Raw genomic sequence first — 16,136 nt, forward strand, 5'->3', positions numbered from 1 at the left:
GTACGGCATAAGTAAGTCACGGGTCTGTGACCGCTCGCCGTTCATGCTGGCCGGGTGGGCGGAGGGCAGGGTACGAATGGAGCCATGAGTAACGACGGGGGAGTTCCGCACGGGTCGGACGAGCCGACGAGTTTCGTTCTGCAACCACCCGGCCCGCGTACGGCGGTGCCGCATCCGAACAACCCGTACGTCACGGCGTCCCCGCCCCCACCCGTGCCCGTTCCTGCGCCCGCCCAACCGGCCCGCCCGGAGACGGTGCCGTCGCCCTCCGACGAGCCCGGCGCCGGGCGGCTCATCGCGGGCCGCTACCGCCTGCTCGCCAAGCTCGGGCACGGCGGTATGGGCACCGTGTGGCGGGCCGCGGACGAGACGGTGGGCCGTGAGGTCGCCGTGAAGGAACCCCGGATCCCCGACCACCTTCCCGACCGGGAACGTGCCAACGCCTACGAGCGGATGCGCCGGGAGGCCCGTGCCGCGGCCCGCCTCGACCACCCGGCCGTGGTCAACGTGCATGACGTGGCGGTCGTCGACGGTCAGCCGTGGATCGTCATGGAGCTGGTGCACGGCCGTTCGCTGGGCGATGTCCTCCAGGAAGGCACGCTGGACGTACGGGAAGCGGCCCGAATCGGCCTCGAAGTGCTCGGCGCGCTGGAGGCGGCGCACGCCGCGGGCGTCCTGCACCGCGACGTCAAGCCGGACAACGTCCTGCTGGGCCGTCACGGCCGGGTCGTGCTCACCGACTTCGGCATCGCCCAGATCGAGGGCGAGACCCGGCTGACCGACACGGGCGGCTTCGTCGGCTCGCCCGAGTACATCGCGCCCGAGCGCGTTCTGGGACGGCGGCCGGGCCCGGCGAGCGACCTGTGGTCCCTGGGTGTCGTGCTGTACGCGGCGACGGAGGGCGTGTCGCCGTTCCGCCGCAGCAACACGCCGGCGACATTGCAGTCCGTCCTCAACGCCACCCCCGCACCCCCGGCGGCGCAGGGCCCGCTGGCCGAGGCCGTCAACGGCCTTCTCCAGAAGGACCCGGCGCACCGGCCGGACGCCGCAAGGGTCCGCGCCATGCTGGAGGCGGCCGCCACCCCGCCCGTGCCCGCGCCGACCCGGCTGGTAAACCACGCCCCGGCAGCTGCCGGGGTCCGTCGCCCCCGGCTGAGCCGCGGGGCGCGGCTGGGCCTCGGCGGAGTGGTCACCGCGGTGGCGCTGGCGACGGCGCTGACGGCGTACCTGGTCCTGGCGAACCCCTTCGCGGGCCCGCTGCCCGACAGTTGGAGGACGCGGACACAGCCCGCACTGGGCGTGTCCCTCGGCGTACCCGCGTCGTACACGGTGGGGCACCCGGACAAGAACGACACCGACAGGAACTGGGTCGCCTACAGCGACTTCAGCGGTGCCCTCTGGATCGTCCTCGGCCTCACCGAGAAGGCCGACGACTCCACGAACGAGATCAAGAACTCCGCGGCCGCGCAGATGTACGCGGACAACGAGAAGTTCAAGACGGACGGCGACTACGACCTCGACATGCCCAAGGGGGCCCGCACCCGGCCGGACGACACCCTCACCCACCAGGGCGGCCGGGCGGCGAAGAACACCGTCACCTACACCACGACCGATTCCCAGGACCCCCTGCCCCGAGAGGTCGTCATCTTCTACTACCGGACCAAGGCGGGAAACCTCTACAAACTGACGATCGGCTATCCGGGCAAGGGTGATCTGACCGCCCGGGGCCGGGAGGTCGCCAGGACGGCCATCACTAACCTGCACATCGACAAGCCCTGACCGGGAAACCCTGAGCGGAAAACCTTGAGCGGGAAACCCTGAGCGGGAAACCCTCTTGACCGGTTTCAGGTTGCCTAGCGGAGTGGTGGGGTGCGTCACGGGCGCGCGCGTCGACAATCGCACCGGTCGCGCGGTACTCATGGGGCATGAGTGAAGTCGGCGAACTTGAGCCCGACCCCGACGGGCGTCTGATCGACGGCCGTTACGCGTTGCTGGAGCGGGTCGGGGCCGGGGGCTCCGGGACCGTGTGGAGGGCCCACGACCAGGCACGGGACCGGGAAGTGGCGGTCAAGCAGCCTCGGCTCGTCACGGGCTCCCCCCGGTCCGGCGAACGCGACGGCGAGTCCGACGGCGAGGAGCGGATGCGGGCCGTCAACCGGCTCTGCCACGAGGCGCGTGTCGCCGCCCGCCTGGACCATCCGTCCGCCGTCGTCATCCATGACGTCGTGGTCGAGGACGGGCTGCCCTGGATCGTCATGGAGTACGTACGCGGCGAGTCCCTCGGTACGCGGCTGCGGCGCGGGACCGTCCCGCACGACGAGGCCGCCCGTATCGGGCTCGCCGTGCTCGGCGCTCTGCGTGCCGCGCACGCCGCCGGCATGGTGCACCGGGATCTCAAGCCGGCCAACGTTCTCCTCGGAGAGGACGGTCGCGTCCTGCTCACCGACTTCGGCATCGCCCACGGCAGCGGCGACGATGCCGCTTCCGGTGACGGGGAGTTCGTCGCGCCCGAGCAGCTGTCGGGGCCCGGCGCCGGGCCGGCGTCCGACCTGTGGGCCCTGGGGGCGCTGCTGCACGTCGCCGTCGGGGGATCCGCTCCGGAGCGGGGTGCCGCCGGGGCGGGCGATCCGCCGGTCGACGAGCAGGCCGGGCCGCTGGGCGCGCTCCTCGTGCGGATGCTGGCGCGGGAGCCGGGCGAGCGGCCGGGAGCGGCCGAGGTCGCGGCGGTTCTGGAGGCCGTGGCGCACGGACGGGAGACCCCCGAGGTTCCGGTCACGGCTCCGGCCAAGGCCACGGCTCCGGAGCCGGTCGCGGTTGCGCTTGCGGCCGAGGTCCCAGGCGCCGAGACCCCGGACGGCGAGGGCCCGGACGGCGGCGAGAAACACGCCGATCCGTCCGCCGGTGACCCGGCGGGATCCGACGCCGGTCTCCGCAACGGCCCCCTCCGCCGTCTCCTCACCGGCCTGGGCCTGACCCTCCCGCCGGTGACCGACCGCGTGCAGGATCCCGATCACCGCCCCTCGGCCCGCGCAATCCGCTGATCAGCAGGTTCGTTGCCAGTGACCACTGGCGGCATGTGCGTCACCGGTGAAGCTTCGTTACCGACGGGTACCCAAAGGCGTCCACCGCGTCATACCCTGCGCCCCATGACGGACTCGCAGGCCCCCGAGAAGACCGGTACCACCGCCACCACCGGTACGAACCCCCTCGCGCCCACGCCCGAGGGGGTCCGTACCGCCGCCGACGTGGTCACGCCCGAGCTGGTCGCCCAGCTCACCAAGGGTGTCGCCGGGTCCGGCCGTACCGCCAACCACACGCCGCTCACCGGGGAGAAGCTCACCGACCTGCCCGAGTCCTCCCCCGAGGACGTGGCGCGGGCGTTCCGGTCGGCCCGTGCCTCGCAGGGCGTGTGGGCCCAGGTGCCGGTGCGGGAACGGGCCGCCGTACTGCTGCGCTTCCACGACCTCGTCCTGGAGCGCCAGGCCGAGGTCCTCGACCTCATCCAGCTGGAGACCGGCAAGGCGCGCCTGCACGCCCACGAGGAGGTGCAGGCCGTCGCCGTCGCCGCCCGCCACTACGGCCGTAAGGCGCCCGCCTACCTGCGCCCCAAGCGGCACGCCGGTGCCGTGCCGGCCCTCACCAAGGTCACCGAGCTGCGCCACCCGCGCGGTGTCGTCGGCCAGATCGCCCCGTGGAACTACCCTCTCGAACTGTCGGTGGGCGACGCCCTGCCCGCCTTCGCCGCGGGCAACGCCGTCGTCATGAAGCCGGACACCGAGACCTGCCTGACCGCGCTGTGGGCCCGTGACCTCCTGATCGAGGCGGGCCTTCCGGCGGAGGTCTTCCAGGTCGTCATCGGCGACGGCCCGGTCGTCGGCCCCGAGATCGTCAGGCACGCCGACTACGTCTCCTTCACCGGCTCCACCCGTACCGGCCGCGAGGTCGCCCAGGGCGCCGCCGCCCGTCTGGTCGGTGTGTCCCTCGAACTCGGCGGCAAGAACGCGATGCTGGTCCTCGACGACGCCGACGTCGAGAAGGCCGCCGCCGGTGCCGTCCGCGCCTGCTTCTCCTCCGCCGGGCAGCTCTGCATCTCCATCGAACGGCTGTACGTCCACGAGTCGGTCGCCGACGCCTTCCTCGCGCGCTTCGCCGCCCGCACGAAGGCGATGCGGCTCGGCACGTCGCTCGCCTACGGCGCCGACATGGGCTCCCTCGTCGGACCGCGCCAGCTGGAGACCGTCCGGCGGCATGTGGACGAGGCCGTCGCCAAGGGGGCCAGGGTCCTCGCCGGCGGTGTGGCGCGGCCGGACATCGGGCCGTACTTCTTCGAGCCGACGGTCCTCGAAGGCGTCGAGACCCCGATGGCGGTCTGCGGCGAGGAGACCTTCGGCCCGGTCGTCTCGGTCTACCGCTTCGCGACCGACGACGAGGCGATCGAGCGCGCCAACGCCACGCCGTACGGGCTGAACTCCTCCGTCTGGACGAAGGACGCCCGGCGCGGCCGCGCGGTCGCCGCCCGGCTGCGCACCGGAACCGTCAACATCAACGAGGGGTACGCACCCGCGTACGGCAGTGTCCAGTCCCCGATGGGCGGTATGAAGGACTCCGGTCTCGGCCGCCGGCACGGCTCCGAGGGCATCCTCAAGTACACCGAGGCCCAGACGGTCGCCCAGCAGCGGCTGCTGCCCATGGCGCCGTCGCTGGGCATGGACGACGAGCGGTACGCCGAGTTCATGAGCCGGAGCCTGCGGCTGATGAAGGCGTTCCGCTTCCGCTGACCCCGTTCCGACGTCCTCCGGCCCTGACCGGTGCCGTAGTTCTCGACCGTTCTCGACAGTTCTCGACCGTTCTCGACGAGGAGAGCACGTGCCACAGGAGAACACCGCCCCCGCCCCCGCCCGTGACGGCGATGACGACGATCACGCCTACGACTACGACGTCATCGTCGTCGGATCCGGCTTCGGCGGCTCGGTGACCGCCCTGCGGCTCACGGAGAAGGGCTACCGGGTCGGCGTACTCGAAGCCGGCCGCCGCTTCACCCGCGAGACGCTGCCCAGGAACTCCTGGGACCTCAAGAACTACCTCTGGGCCCCCCGGCTCGGCATGTACGGCATCCAGCGCATCCATCTGCTGGGCAACGTCATGGTGCTGGCCGGAGCGGGCGTCGGCGGCGGTTCGCTGAACTACGCCAACACCCTCTACGTACCGCCCAAGCCGTTCTTCGAGGACCCGCAGTGGCGTGACATCACCGACTGGCGGGAGGAGCTGAAGCCGTACTACGACCAGGCACAGCGCATGCTCGGCGTCCGCCTCAACCCCACCATGACCCCCTCCGACGTGCACCTCAAGGCGGCGGCGGAGCGGATGGGCGTCGGCGACACCTTCCACATGGCGCCGGTCGGGGTGTTCTTCGGCGACGGCCGGGACGCAGGCGGGGACGCCGACGGGGAGACCGGTGGAGAGGCCATCGGCAGGACGGCGGTGAGGGCGCAGCCGGGCGAGCAGGTGGCCGACCCCTACTTCGGCGGGGCCGGACCGTCCCGCAAGGCGTGCACCGAGTGCGGGGAGTGCATGACGGGCTGCCGCCACGGGGCGAAGAACACCCTCAACGAGAACTACCTCCACCTCGCCGAGAAGGCGGGCGCAGAGGTCCACCCCATGACGACGGTCGTGTCCGTCACCGACGACTCGCGCGGCGGCTACGCCGTGACGACACTCCCGACGGACAACCGCAGGAAGGGCAGGGGCCGCACCTTCACCGCCCGCCGGGTCGTCCTGGCCGCCGGCACCTACGGCACCCAGACCCTGCTGCACCGCATGAAGGCGAGCGGCCGGCTCCCCTACCTCTCCGACCGCCTCGGCGAGCTGACCCGCACCAACTCCGAGGCCCTGGTCGGCGCCCAGACCGACGACCGGCGCTACCGGAAGGTCACCGGCGAGGTCCGCGCGGACTTCACCCAGGGCGTCGCGATCACCTCGTCGATCCACCCGGACGCCGACACCCACATCGAACCGGTCCGTTACGGCAAGGGCTCCAACTCGATGGGCGGCCTCTCGATCCTCCAGGTCCCCTACGCGGAGGGCGATTCACGCGTCGCCGCCTGGCTGGCGAACGCGGTCCGGCACCCGCTGCTCGTGCTGCGCTCCCTCTCCAACCGCCGCTGGTCGGAGCGGACCATCATCGGCCTGGTCATGCAGTCCGTCGACAACTCCCTGACGACCTACCTGAAACCGGACGGCGTGGGCAAGGGCCTGCTCACCGCCCGCCAGGGCCACGGTGCCCCCAACCCCTTGCAGATCAGGGCCGCCTCGCAGGGCGCGGCGGCCCTGGCCGCCGAGATCAACGGCTTCCCCGGCTCCAACGTCGGTGAACTCATGGGCACCCCCCTCACCGCCCACTTCCTCGGCGGCTGCCCGATCGGCGACTCCCGCGAGAACGGCGTCATCGACCCCTACCACCGCCTCTACGGCCACCCCGGCATCTCCGTCGTCGACGGCGCCGCGGTCTCCGCCAACCTCGGCGTCAACCCCTCGTTGACCATCACGGCGCAGGCGGAGCGGGCGATGTCGTACTGGCCCAACAAGGGCGAGGCCGACCCCCGCCCGCCCCAGAACGCGCCCTACGCCCGCCTCGACCCGGTGGCACCCCACCACCCGGCGGTCCCGCAGGAGGCGTACGGCGCGCTGCGCCTGCCGTTCCTCGGGATGCCGGCGGTCCCGCCGAAGAAGTAGCGAGCCCCACACCGGCGGGGGCACCAGCCGGTCCGCACGGCCTGCCTGGGCACCAGTCGGTCCGGGCACGAGAAGAGGGACCCGCGCCCCCCTCCGAGCGCGGCTCCCTCTTCTCGCCTTGCGATATGCCTGTGCGGCTCTCGCGTCAGTACGGCAGGCTCACGCCTCCGTGCCGGTCCCCGTCCTGCGGCGGCGCGCCACGACCACGGCACCCGCACCGGCGACGACGGCGACACCGCCGACGAGGCCGATCACCGGGAGCGCGGAGCTGGAACCGGTCGAGGCGAGGGTGCCGTCGACCTTGGGGGTGTTGCTGTCCGGCTTCTCGCTGGTCACCGGGGCCTGGCCGCCTTCCTGCGGCTTGGTGCCGTCGGTGTCCGTGCCGGCGGCCACGATCTGGAACTTGTACGACACGTCACCGAAGCCGGTGCACTGCGCGTCGTTGTCGCCGTAGATCGTCGCGCCGAGCGAGAAGCCCGCGCCGACCGGGGCGGACGGCTGCACATTGACGCGGAGCGCGATGTCCACCTCGAAGCCGGCCTTCAGCTCGTCGGTGTAGCCGACGTAGCCGACCGCGTAACCGCCCTCGTCGAGGTCGGCCCAGGACTTGCTGTCCGGGTCCCAGGCCTGCAGCCGGACCTGCTTGCTTTTGAAGAGCTCCTCGCCGTTCTTGTCGGGGGACGCTCCGGCGAAGAAGTCCAGGTCGTTGAGGGTGGAGTCGGAGTTGTTGGTCACGTTGAGCGCGAACTTGTGCCACCCGCTGCCCGCGGCGATCTTGCCGGGCAGACCCGCGATGGACACGTCGACCTTGGTGTCCTCGCACACGGACGGCTCGGGCTCCGGGGAGTCGGACTCCTCGGGCGCGGAGGTGGTCGGTGCGGGGGCGGACTCGCTCGCGGAGTCGCTCGGCGCCGGGGCCGACTCGCTGGCGGAGTCGCTCGGCGCGGGGGCGCTCTCGGACGCGGACTCGCTCGCGGAGGCCGACGCGCTGTCGGACGGCGACGCGCTCTCGGTGGCGCTCGGCGGGGCGGACGTCGGGTCGCTGTCCGCGTAGGCGGTCGGTGCCGCGAGCAGGGCGAGCGGCGCTATCGCGGCGGTCGCGGCGGCTGCCGCCAGGGCACGGCGAAGCTTCATGAAGACCTCGGCTGGTCCAAAGTGCCGCGCCTGTGGGCGTCGCGGCACGAACGTCGGTGGGAGGCCTTCGCCCATGGTGCGCGGAAGGGGTCCTCGATCACCCTTGATTCACATGACTCGCCGGGTTCGATCAGTGACGGCTGTGAAAGGTTGTACGTCGCCTCACAGGATCTTTATGTGTCCTGCGTCACAGGCGAGGGGGCCGGTCGCCCGAGGGCGACCGGGCCGTCGTTCCCCGCCGCGGTCTCAGACACGCCCGCGGCACAGCTCCAGGAGGGTCATGGCGAGCGGAGTCCCCGGCTTGCCGAGCGCCTCGCTGTAGTGGCCGAGGATCTCCATCTCGCGGGAGAGATTCACCCGCCGTCCGCCCGAGGTGATCCGAGCCTCCTGGATCACGGCGGAGACGGCCATCCGTTCCTGGATCAGCCCGATGATCCGGTCGTCGAGAGCGTCGATGCGTTCGCGTGCTCCGCTGATGACGCCGGCCGCCTCGGTGGTGCGGGCGCCGGTCTTCTCGACGGCGGTGCGCGCGGGGCTGTTCACGGTGGTGCTCACAGTGGTGTCCACGGCGGTGCTCACGGCGGTGTTCATGGCGGGGGCCTCCTGGTGGTGGGTGAGGGCGAGATCCCCCGGAACCGTCCGGCCCGCAACGCCAGGCGCCCCGGACCTTGTCGGCCCGGGGCGCCTGGGAAGTCGCTTGTCAGTGGCTCAAGCAGCACGACCATGGCAGCCGGTGGGCCGGTTGCCATAGGTAAAGAGGAAGGTCGTGTGCGCGAGCATGCGGCCAGTATGCAGACCGGTCGGGCGGAATCGCCAACCCGGTCACATACTGAGATCGGGTCCGGTGCCTTTGCGGGACACGGCCGGTGGGCCGAGACCGTCCGGTGCCGTTCCGACGCGTGGCCCCATGACGGCAGACGCGGCAGCTCCAGCCCGCCCGGCGACGGAGGACAAGGCCCGTCCAGGGCCGTCAACGGGGCCCCCGGGGGGCGGCAGCCCCCGGTACGACGGCGAGGTGACTCACCCCGGCCCCGGATAGAATCGCCCTCACAGACCCCGCCCGATCCGCCGGAAGGCCCCCGTGTCAACAGCGACAACCGCCGCCGCCCCCGACACCGTCCTGGTCGTCGACTTCGGCGCGCAGTACGCCCAGCTCATCGCCCGCCGCGTCCGCGAGGCCCGGGTCTACAGCGAGATCGTGCCGAGCACCATGCCGGTCGCGGAGATGCTCGCCAAGCACCCGGCGGCGATCGTCCTGTCCGGCGGCCCCTCGTCCGTGTACGAGGCGGGCGCCCCCACCGTCGACCCCGCCCTCTTCGAGGCCGGCGTCCCCGTCTTCGGCATGTGCTACGGCTTCCAGCTCATGGCGCAGTCCCTCGGCGGCACCGTCGACAACACGGGCGCCCGGGAGTACGGCCGTACCGAGCTGCACGTCTCCAAGGCGTCCTCCACCCTCTTCGACGGCACCCCCGCCGAGCAGGCGGTGTGGATGTCGCACGGCGACGCCTGCTCCGCCGCCCCCGCGGGCTTCACGGTCACCGCGTCCACGGACGTCGTCCCCGTCGCCGCCTTCGAGAACGACGAACTCAAGCTCTACGGCGTCCAGTACCACCCCGAGGTCATGCACTCCACGCACGGCCAGCAGGTGCTCGAGCACTTCCTCTACCGCGGCGCCGGTCTCACCCCCTCCTGGACCACCGGCAACGTGATCGAGGAGCAGGTCGCCGCCATCCGCGAGCAGGTCGGTGACAGGCGCGCCATCTGCGGGCTGTCCGGCGGCGTCGACTCCGCGGTGGCCGCCGCCCTCGTCCAGAAGGCCATCGGCAACCAGCTGACCTGCGTCTACGTCGACCACGGCCTGATGCGCAAGGGCGAGACCGAGCAGGTCGAGAAGGACTTCGTGGCCGCGACCGGCGTCCAGCTGAAGGTCGTCGACGCCGAGGAACGCTTCCTCACCGCACTGGCCGGGGTCTCCGACCCCGAGCAGAAGCGGAAGATCATCGGCCGCGAGTTCATCCGCGTCTTCGAGCAGGCCCAGGCCGAGATCATCGCGGACGAGGGTCCGGCGGTGGAGTTCCTGGTCCAGGGCACCCTCTACCCCGACGTCGTCGAGTCCGGCGGCGGCACCGGCACCGCCAACATCAAGTCCCACCACAACGTCGGCGGCCTCCCCGAGGACCTGGAGTTCCGGCTCATCGAGCCGCTCCGCAAGCTGTTCAAGGACGAGGTCCGCATGGTCGGCCACGAACTCGGCCTGCCCGAGGAGATCGTCCAGCGCCAGCCCTTCCCCGGCCCCGGCCTCGGCATCCGCATCGTCGGCGAGGTCACCAAGGACCGGCTCGACCTGCTGCGCGAGGCCGACGCCATCGCCCGCGAGGAACTCACCGCCGCCGGTCTCGACCGCGACATCTGGCAGTGCCCGGTCGTCCTGCTCGCGGACGTCCGCAGCGTCGGCGTCCAGGGCGACGGCCGCACCTACGGTCACCCGATCGTGCTGCGCCCCGTCTCCTCCGAGGACGCCATGACGGCCGACTGGTCCCGCCTGCCGTACGACGTCCTCGCGAAGATCTCCACCCGTATCACCAACGAGGTCGGCGACGTCAACCGCGTCGTCCTCGACGTCACCTCCAAGCCGCCGGGCACCATCGAGTGGGAGTGAACCCTCCCCTCCCCGGCACTCAGGTCCGCCGGACGGTCCGCACCGGCCGTCCCGGCGTCCAGACCTGGACGACCAGATAGGTGTCGTCCTCGACGCGGGTCCGTACGACCTCCGTCAGCTCGGTGCGGAAGAGGTGGAACGGCTGCGGCGGTTCCACCTCTTCGACGTACGCCGCCTTCGCCTCCGGCACATCGCCCCGGCCCACGTCACCGACCTCGAAGGCGCGCCCGCTCACGCGGAAGTCGCCCGCTCCCAGATCCGTCCCGGGACCCGGGTTCGACTGGATGGCGAACCGCGGGTCGCGCCGCAGATCGAGCGCCTTGGCGGAATCCGGCATCATCCCGAACCACAGCTCACCGCCGAGGAAACGCACCTCGAGACCGCTGGTACGCGGCGACCCGTCCTTCCGCAGCGTCGCCAGCACATGGTGGCCTGCCGCCCCGAACCGCTCCTCGGCGATCCCGGCCAGCTCCGGCTCGGCGGCCGCGAACGCCGCCCAGTTCACAACTTCCACCGGCGCCGACGCTTCCCCGGGCTCCGCATGTCCCGCAGATTCCACAGATCCCACAGATTCCATGCCTCCAGTCTCACGTGGACAGCCGGCGACGGCAGCCGGATATCCCGCCCGGCCCGCCCCTTGGTTGCAATTGGTTCACCTCTTGACGTCTTTACGGAACATCTCTGTTCTCCTGGACTGACCGGCGGTAACTTCCGGCTCGTGCAGCAACCCAGTGCTGGAGGATCTATGCGAGGGCCCACACCGCCCCTGCCCCTGCCCACGGAGCAGTTGCGGTTCGCGATGCCGCCGATGCACGGATCCGTCGGGGACGAACGGCGCCACCGCAAGGAGCGGCTCGCGGGCGCCCTGCGCATCTTCGGGCGGTACGGCCTCGAGGACGGCGTCTCCGGCCACATCACCGCACGCGACCCCGAGTTCAGCACCTGCTTCTGGGTCAACCCGTTCGGGATGCCCTTCAAGCACGTCACCGTCAGCGACCTCGTCCTCGCCAATGAGGACGGCCAGGTCATCGAGGGCCGCTACCACGTCAACCAGGCCGCCTTCACCGTCCACGCCCAGGTCCACGCCGCCCGCCCCGACGTCGTCGCCGTCGCGCACTGCCACTCCGTGCACGGCCGCGCGCTGGCCGCACTCGGTGACCTCCTGGACCCCCTCACCCAGGAGAGCTGCGCCTTCTACGAGGACCACGCCCTCTACGACGCCTACTCCGGCGTCGCCGTCGACGCCGAGGAAGGCCGCCGTATCGCCGACGCACTGGGCTCCCGCAAAGCCCTGGTGCTGCGCAACCACGGGCTGCTGACCGTCGGCGACTCCGTCGACGCGGCCGCCTGGTGGTTCCTGTCGATGGAACGCTCCAGCCAGGTCCAGCTCACCGCCAAGGCCGCCGGGCGCCCCGTCCTCATCGACCACAAGCAGGCCGCCGCGACCCGGGACCAGCTCGGCACGGACCTGGTCGCCTGGATCAACTACCAGCCCCTGTGGCAGGACATCAGCCGCAGCGAACCCGATCTGCTGAGCTGAACCCGCCTTCATCGGTATAACGTCAACACGACGCGCCGATTGTCACTCTTACGGACCAGCCCTGCGCACTGCGCACCCTGCCGGATAGGGCACAATTCGCTCTCGTCACACAGGAGTTGTGCACCCAGCTGTGGACCCGGTTGTGCGTCCAGGTTGCGTACCCAGTTGTAAACCCAGTGGTGGACCGAGCCGTGAGGCTCTGGTCCAGCGGAAGGCAGGCGTCGGGCGTGGCGGTCCAGCAGACGGGAGAAGGCGCGCACGCGGGCGCCCACGAGGGCGGCTGCACCTGCGGCGACTGCCCACACGGCGCACGCGCCGGACACCGGCGCGCGGTCGCCGAGTTCCTGCTGAAGCGGGACGCGTTCGCCGCCGGGCAGGGGCTCCCGGCAGCGGTGGCCCACTCGGCCTCCGCCTCCCGCCAGTGGGTCTCCGAGGAACTGACCCAGTCCGCGGAACTCGTCGCCGAGCGCCGCCGTGCCGAGGGCCGCGCCTGGCTGACGCGCCTGTGGCGCCGTACCGCATTCACGGTGTGGGGTCTTGTGGTCGTCCTCCTCCTCGTCCAGTCGCTCACCGCGATCGGCGCGGGCTGGACCGCCGCCCGCACCGCCGGACTGCTGGCGGCGTTCGCGGTGGCCGTCGCACTGACCGCCGCGTCCTGGTTCCACCGGGCCCGGGGCGGCGCGATCGCCCCGGTGATAGGCGAGGACAACCGTCTGTCCACCTCCCGGGCCGTGGCGGCCGCCTGGGTCCTCTTCGCCGCCTTCTCGGTCCTGGTGCTGGCGGGCCGGCTCGGCGCCGCCTCCGACCGCACCGAGCGCGACGCCCTCATCTCTGGCCTCGAACTCGCCCGTGGCGCAGGGGTGGTGACGGTCCTCGCCGTGGTGTGCGGTATCGCCGTGCTGGTGCGGCGGGTGGTCGGGACGAGGGTGCTGGGACAGCGCCTGCAGAAGATCCGCGCGGACCGCCCGCGAGCGGCCGACCTCCTCACCGACGACTCCGGCCGCGGCACCTTCACCGACATCCAGTACGTCGCGATGAGCACCGTCGCCCTGGCGTTCGCCGCCGTACGCCTCGCCCGCCGCCCCGACCAGCTCCCCGACCTGCCCTGGGGCCTCGCGGTGCTGGTGCTGATCTCCGCCGCGACCTACCTCACCGGTAAGTACGCCGAGGGCGGCCGCCCCGTCATCCTCTCCGTCGTCCGCGCCCGCGAGGCCGGTGACCTCGACGGGCCCATCCGCACCGGCGACGACATCGAGATCCGCGGCGCCGGCTTCGTCCCGCCGGGTGCCCAGAGCGCCGACCGGCTCTCCCGCATGGTCGTCCGCATCGGCCCCGTCAACGTCCACGTCCCCCTGGTCCCGGTCACCGGCGGCTTCAGCAACCCGTCCGACACGGTCCTGACCGTCCCGGTCCCGGCCGACGTGGAACCGGGCCGCGTAGAGGTCCAGGTGGTGACCGCCGCGGGCCTGGAGACCAACCGCTGCACGATCGACGTGCTCGACTGACGCGCTGCACTCCGTCCCGGGGACGAGTCGGGGACGAGTCGGGGTCTCGGGGACGAGTCGGGCCGAAGCCGGAAAATACGCCGCTTCGGGGTTGAGTGGTACCTCCTTGTCGCACGTATGGACTATTGAACTATCGAGGGTCTCTGCACGGCGGGCGAGAGGCGGCAACGAGGCGATGACTTACGGCATGCGTACGGACACACCCACCCCCTATCTCCAAGGCGACCGGAACTGGCGGGACACCGCGACCCGGTACGCCCTCCTTCCCCTCCGGGTCTTCCTGGGCGTCACCTTCATCTACGCCGGACTCGACAAGATCACGAACAGTGCCTTCATGAAGTCCTCCGGGGCCGGTTCGCTCGGCGACACCCTGCACTCGGTGCGCGACTCCTCGGCCATCCCGGCCATGGTCGACCTGGCCCTGAAGAGCCCCGTCGGCTTCGGCTACGCCATCGCCCTCGGTGAACTCGCCGTCGGCCTGGGCACCCTCTTCGGTCTGCTGGGCCGCGTCGCCGCTCTTGGCGGCGCACTGATCTCCCTCAGTCTGTGGCTGACGGTCAGCTGGGCCTCCGATCCTTACTACTACGGGAACGATCTCGCCTATCTGATGGCCTGGCTGCCGCTGGTCCTGGCCGGAACCCCGTATCTCTCCCTGGACGCGATATGGCGGGCGCGACGGCAACCGGCGGGCGGATTCCGGTAGCACGGGCGGTTCCAGGAGCCGCCGGTCCGGCCGCCGGGTCGCCCGGCCACCTGGCCGGAGTGACCGGCCGAACCGGTCAGTACCGGCGTGGTCCGGTCAGGCGGTCCAGCTCGGCGGTGGGGCGGCCTTGTCGTCGGCGGCCGTCTGTGCGTCCTCGGCCGCCCTGCGGGCGGTCTTGCGACGTCGGCGTATCGACCTGGCCGTGATCCCGGCCAGCGCGGCCAGGAAGAGGCCGGCCACGAGGATCGGGATCGCGGCGAACCACTGGGTCGGCCAGGCGCCGGCCGCGTCACCGAGGTACGCGACGCCTGTCGCGGTGACGAAGACGCCGGCTGTCAGCCGTCCGGGCTGGAACTCATGACGTAGCACGGGCCACCTCCACCTGTCCCGCGCCGACCCGGAGATCCAGGTCGACCGTGCCGGCCTCGGCGCTCCCGGTCGCCGGTATGAGCGTCACCCGCTGGTGCTGGTCCGGCTGCACATCCACGTCCTTCTTCTTGTCGTTCGGCAACTGGATGTCCCCGACTCCCATGCTGATGTGCGCCGTCACGGTCACGCCCTTCGGAACGATCACCGCGAGCTTGCCCACCTTCACCTCGGCGGCCACCGACACCTTCTGTCCCTTGCCGAGCGGAAGGCGGCTCAGGTCCAGTACGCCCCTGCCGGTGCCGAGTTCGTACCTGGGCTGCACCTGGGCCACGGTGGCCGGCCGCCAGGTGACGCGCTCCCAGCGGGTGCCCACGTCCTTCGGTATCGCCGCCGACCCGGCGAGCAGGCCCGTGGTGAGGATCGCCAGGAACACCGACCCGGCACCCGTACGCCCCAGGAAGGAGCTGACGACCAGGCCCAGCCCCAGGACGATCAGCGCGCATGCCAGCCCGGTCTGCAGGGCGGTGCCGAGCGGGTGGGTGTGCCAGGTCAGGCCGCTTCCCAGACCACCCGCCAGCAGGGCGAGCAGGAAGATCCAGCTGCCGATCCAGCGAGGCCCGCGTCCCCTCGGCACCGGCGGACGCGGAGCGCCCGCGACCGTGCGCCCGGTCCATGGGGTGCCGCGGCCGATGTTGACGGCGGCCGAGACATCCCGGGCGTAGGAGTCGCCGGGGCCCCACAGATAGCCGGTGCCTCCGACATGTCTGCCGTCCTTGACGATCGGATCACGCCACCAGGACTGATGCATCACCGGCACCGGCGGCGCCTGTGGTTCGGGCGGCGCGTCCGAGACGGCCTGGGCCGCCAGCGGATCGTCGAGGTCGGGGGCGTCACGGCGCTGCGACCAGTACCCGGCGCCCGCCAGCAGCAGCGCGAGAACGAAGGCGAAGGTCAGCACCCCGCCGTTGTTCAGCATGGTCAGGAAGACCCCGCAGCCGACGAGCGCGAACAGCACGGACGCCAGCACCGGACCGTCGACCCGTCCGGTGAGCAGCCGGCGCAGCTCGTTCTCGTCCTCGTCCTCGTACGGCACGATCAGCCAGACGAAGCCGTAGAAGATCAGGCCGATCCCGCCCGTCGCGGCCAGCACGGCCAGCGTGATGCGGAAGATCACCGGGTCCATGTCGTAGTACCGCCCGAGACCCGCGCACACCCCGCCCAGCATCTTGGGCTCCCGCTCACGCCGGAACCGCCGGGAGGTCCCGGCCGGCCCGACCCCGTCCGGGCCGGCCGGCCCGGACGTGGCCGCTGTACCCCGCGCACCCGGTGCGGGCGCGGAGGGCGCGGTGGAACCGTCGGACGACCGGAAGCCCTGCCCGGGCACCGGTTCCGCGGCGTGCTGGTGATCTGCCATGCGTCCATGGTGACGGCCGTGACGCCCCCGCGGGAGCCGGAACGACCCTGGCCCGACCCTGAAATCACCCCTGACTCCAC

Annotated in this window: 13 protein-coding genes; 8 read left to right on the plus strand and 5 right to left on the minus strand. The window is 71.6% G+C overall.

Going from position 1 to position 16,136, the window contains the following annotated elements; all coding sequences use genetic code 11:
- Positions 1–84 precede the first annotated feature (84 nt).
- The 4 genes from ABZ862_RS04110 (at position 85) to ABZ862_RS04125 (ending at position 6,732) form a co-directional block, all read left to right on the plus strand.
- Positions 85–1,779, plus strand: coding sequence for a serine/threonine-protein kinase (locus ABZ862_RS04110; protein WP_360951851.1), 1,695 nt, complete (start codon positions 85–87; stop codon positions 1,777–1,779).
- Positions 1,780–1,925: 146 nt separating this feature from the next.
- Positions 1,926–3,041 (plus strand): serine/threonine-protein kinase, encoded by a 1,116-nt coding sequence (locus ABZ862_RS04115; protein WP_360951854.1) that lies wholly within the window; start codon positions 1,926–1,928, stop codon positions 3,039–3,041.
- A 105-nt stretch (positions 3,042–3,146) separates the two neighbouring features.
- Positions 3,147–4,778: a succinic semialdehyde dehydrogenase gene (locus ABZ862_RS04120; RefSeq protein WP_360951857.1), complete on the plus strand. Its 1,632-nt coding sequence runs from the start codon at positions 3,147–3,149 to the stop codon at positions 4,776–4,778.
- Positions 4,779–4,866: 88 nt separating this feature from the next.
- A complete protein-coding gene (locus ABZ862_RS04125; RefSeq protein WP_360951860.1) occupies positions 4,867–6,732 on the plus strand; it encodes a GMC family oxidoreductase in 1,866 nt (621 codons plus the stop codon).
- A gap of 159 nt (positions 6,733–6,891) precedes the next feature.
- On the opposite strand, the gene ABZ862_RS04130 is transcribed toward ABZ862_RS04125, so the two are convergent.
- Complete coding sequence (locus tag ABZ862_RS04130; RefSeq protein WP_360951863.1) at positions 6,892–7,866, minus strand: hypothetical protein; 975 nt, start codon at positions 7,864–7,866, stop codon at positions 6,892–6,894.
- Positions 7,867–8,112: 246 nt separating this feature from the next.
- Complete coding sequence (locus ABZ862_RS04135) at positions 8,113–8,457, minus strand: chorismate mutase (RefSeq protein ID WP_360951866.1); 345 nt, start codon at positions 8,455–8,457, stop codon at positions 8,113–8,115.
- Between the two features lie 490 nt (positions 8,458–8,947).
- On the opposite strand from ABZ862_RS04135, the gene guaA reads away from it, so the two are divergent.
- The gene (guaA, locus tag ABZ862_RS04140) at positions 8,948–10,525 is read left to right on the plus strand and encodes a glutamine-hydrolyzing GMP synthase (RefSeq protein ID WP_360951869.1); all 1,578 of its coding nucleotides are present in this window, start codon (positions 8,948–8,950) and stop codon (positions 10,523–10,525) included.
- Positions 10,526–10,544: 19 nt separating this feature from the next.
- On the opposite strand, the gene ABZ862_RS04145 is transcribed toward guaA, so the two are convergent.
- Complete coding sequence (locus tag ABZ862_RS04145; protein ID WP_360953056.1) at positions 10,545–11,030, minus strand: pyridoxamine 5'-phosphate oxidase family protein; 486 nt, start codon at positions 11,028–11,030, stop codon at positions 10,545–10,547.
- Positions 11,031–11,270: 240 nt separating this feature from the next.
- Here ABZ862_RS04145 and ABZ862_RS04150 point away from each other — a divergent pair, with 240 nt between their 5' ends.
- The 3 genes from ABZ862_RS04150 (at position 11,271) to ABZ862_RS04160 (ending at position 14,273) form a co-directional block, all read left to right on the plus strand.
- The gene (locus ABZ862_RS04150; RefSeq protein WP_360951872.1) at positions 11,271–12,065 is read left to right on the plus strand and encodes a class II aldolase/adducin family protein; all 795 of its coding nucleotides are present in this window, start codon (positions 11,271–11,273) and stop codon (positions 12,063–12,065) included.
- Between the two features lie 227 nt (positions 12,066–12,292).
- Positions 12,293–13,570: a hypothetical protein gene (locus tag ABZ862_RS04155; protein WP_360951875.1), complete on the plus strand. Its 1,278-nt coding sequence runs from the start codon at positions 12,293–12,295 to the stop codon at positions 13,568–13,570.
- A gap of 175 nt (positions 13,571–13,745) precedes the next feature.
- Positions 13,746–14,273: a DoxX family protein gene (locus ABZ862_RS04160; protein ID WP_360951878.1), complete on the plus strand. Its 528-nt coding sequence runs from the start codon at positions 13,746–13,748 to the stop codon at positions 14,271–14,273.
- 96 nt (positions 14,274–14,369) lie between these two features.
- Here the strand turns inward: ABZ862_RS04160 and ABZ862_RS04165 are convergent, their stop codons facing one another.
- Positions 14,370–14,642: a hypothetical protein gene (locus ABZ862_RS04165; RefSeq protein WP_360951881.1), complete on the minus strand. Its 273-nt coding sequence runs from the start codon at positions 14,640–14,642 to the stop codon at positions 14,370–14,372.
- On the minus strand, positions 14,629–16,056 hold the full coding sequence (locus ABZ862_RS04170; RefSeq protein ID WP_360951884.1) for a PspC domain-containing protein: 1,428 nt from the start codon (positions 16,054–16,056) through the stop codon (positions 14,629–14,631). The genes ABZ862_RS04165 and ABZ862_RS04170 overlap by 14 nt, the downstream gene beginning before the upstream one ends.
- Between the last annotated feature and the right edge of the window lie 80 nt (positions 16,057–16,136).

Source organism: Streptomyces sp. NPDC047000 (genome assembly GCF_040644295.1).
In the GTDB taxonomy this organism is placed as follows: Bacteria; Actinomycetota; Actinomycetes; order Streptomycetales; family Streptomycetaceae; genus Streptomyces.

Coding starts and splice junctions, on each gene's coding strand:
- ABZ862_RS04135 (WP_360951866.1), bottom strand. CDS start 8,457: ATGAACACCGCCGTGAGCACCGCCGTGGACACCACTGTGAGCACCACC.
- ABZ862_RS04110 (WP_360951851.1), top strand. CDS start 85: ATGAGTAACGACGGGGGAGTTCCGCACGGGTCGGACGAGCCGACGAGT.
- ABZ862_RS04160 (WP_360951878.1), top strand. CDS start 13,746: ATGACTTACGGCATGCGTACGGACACACCCACCCCCTATCTCCAAGGC.
- ABZ862_RS04150 (WP_360951872.1), top strand. CDS start 11,271: ATGCGAGGGCCCACACCGCCCCTGCCCCTGCCCACGGAGCAGTTGCGG.
- ABZ862_RS04170 (WP_360951884.1), bottom strand. CDS start 16,056: ATGGCAGATCACCAGCACGCCGCGGAACCGGTGCCCGGGCAGGGCTTC.
- ABZ862_RS04115 (WP_360951854.1), top strand. CDS start 1,926: ATGAGTGAAGTCGGCGAACTTGAGCCCGACCCCGACGGGCGTCTGATC.
- ABZ862_RS04120 (WP_360951857.1), top strand. CDS start 3,147: ATGACGGACTCGCAGGCCCCCGAGAAGACCGGTACCACCGCCACCACC.
- ABZ862_RS04130 (WP_360951863.1), bottom strand. CDS start 7,866: ATGAAGCTTCGCCGTGCCCTGGCGGCAGCCGCCGCGACCGCCGCGATA.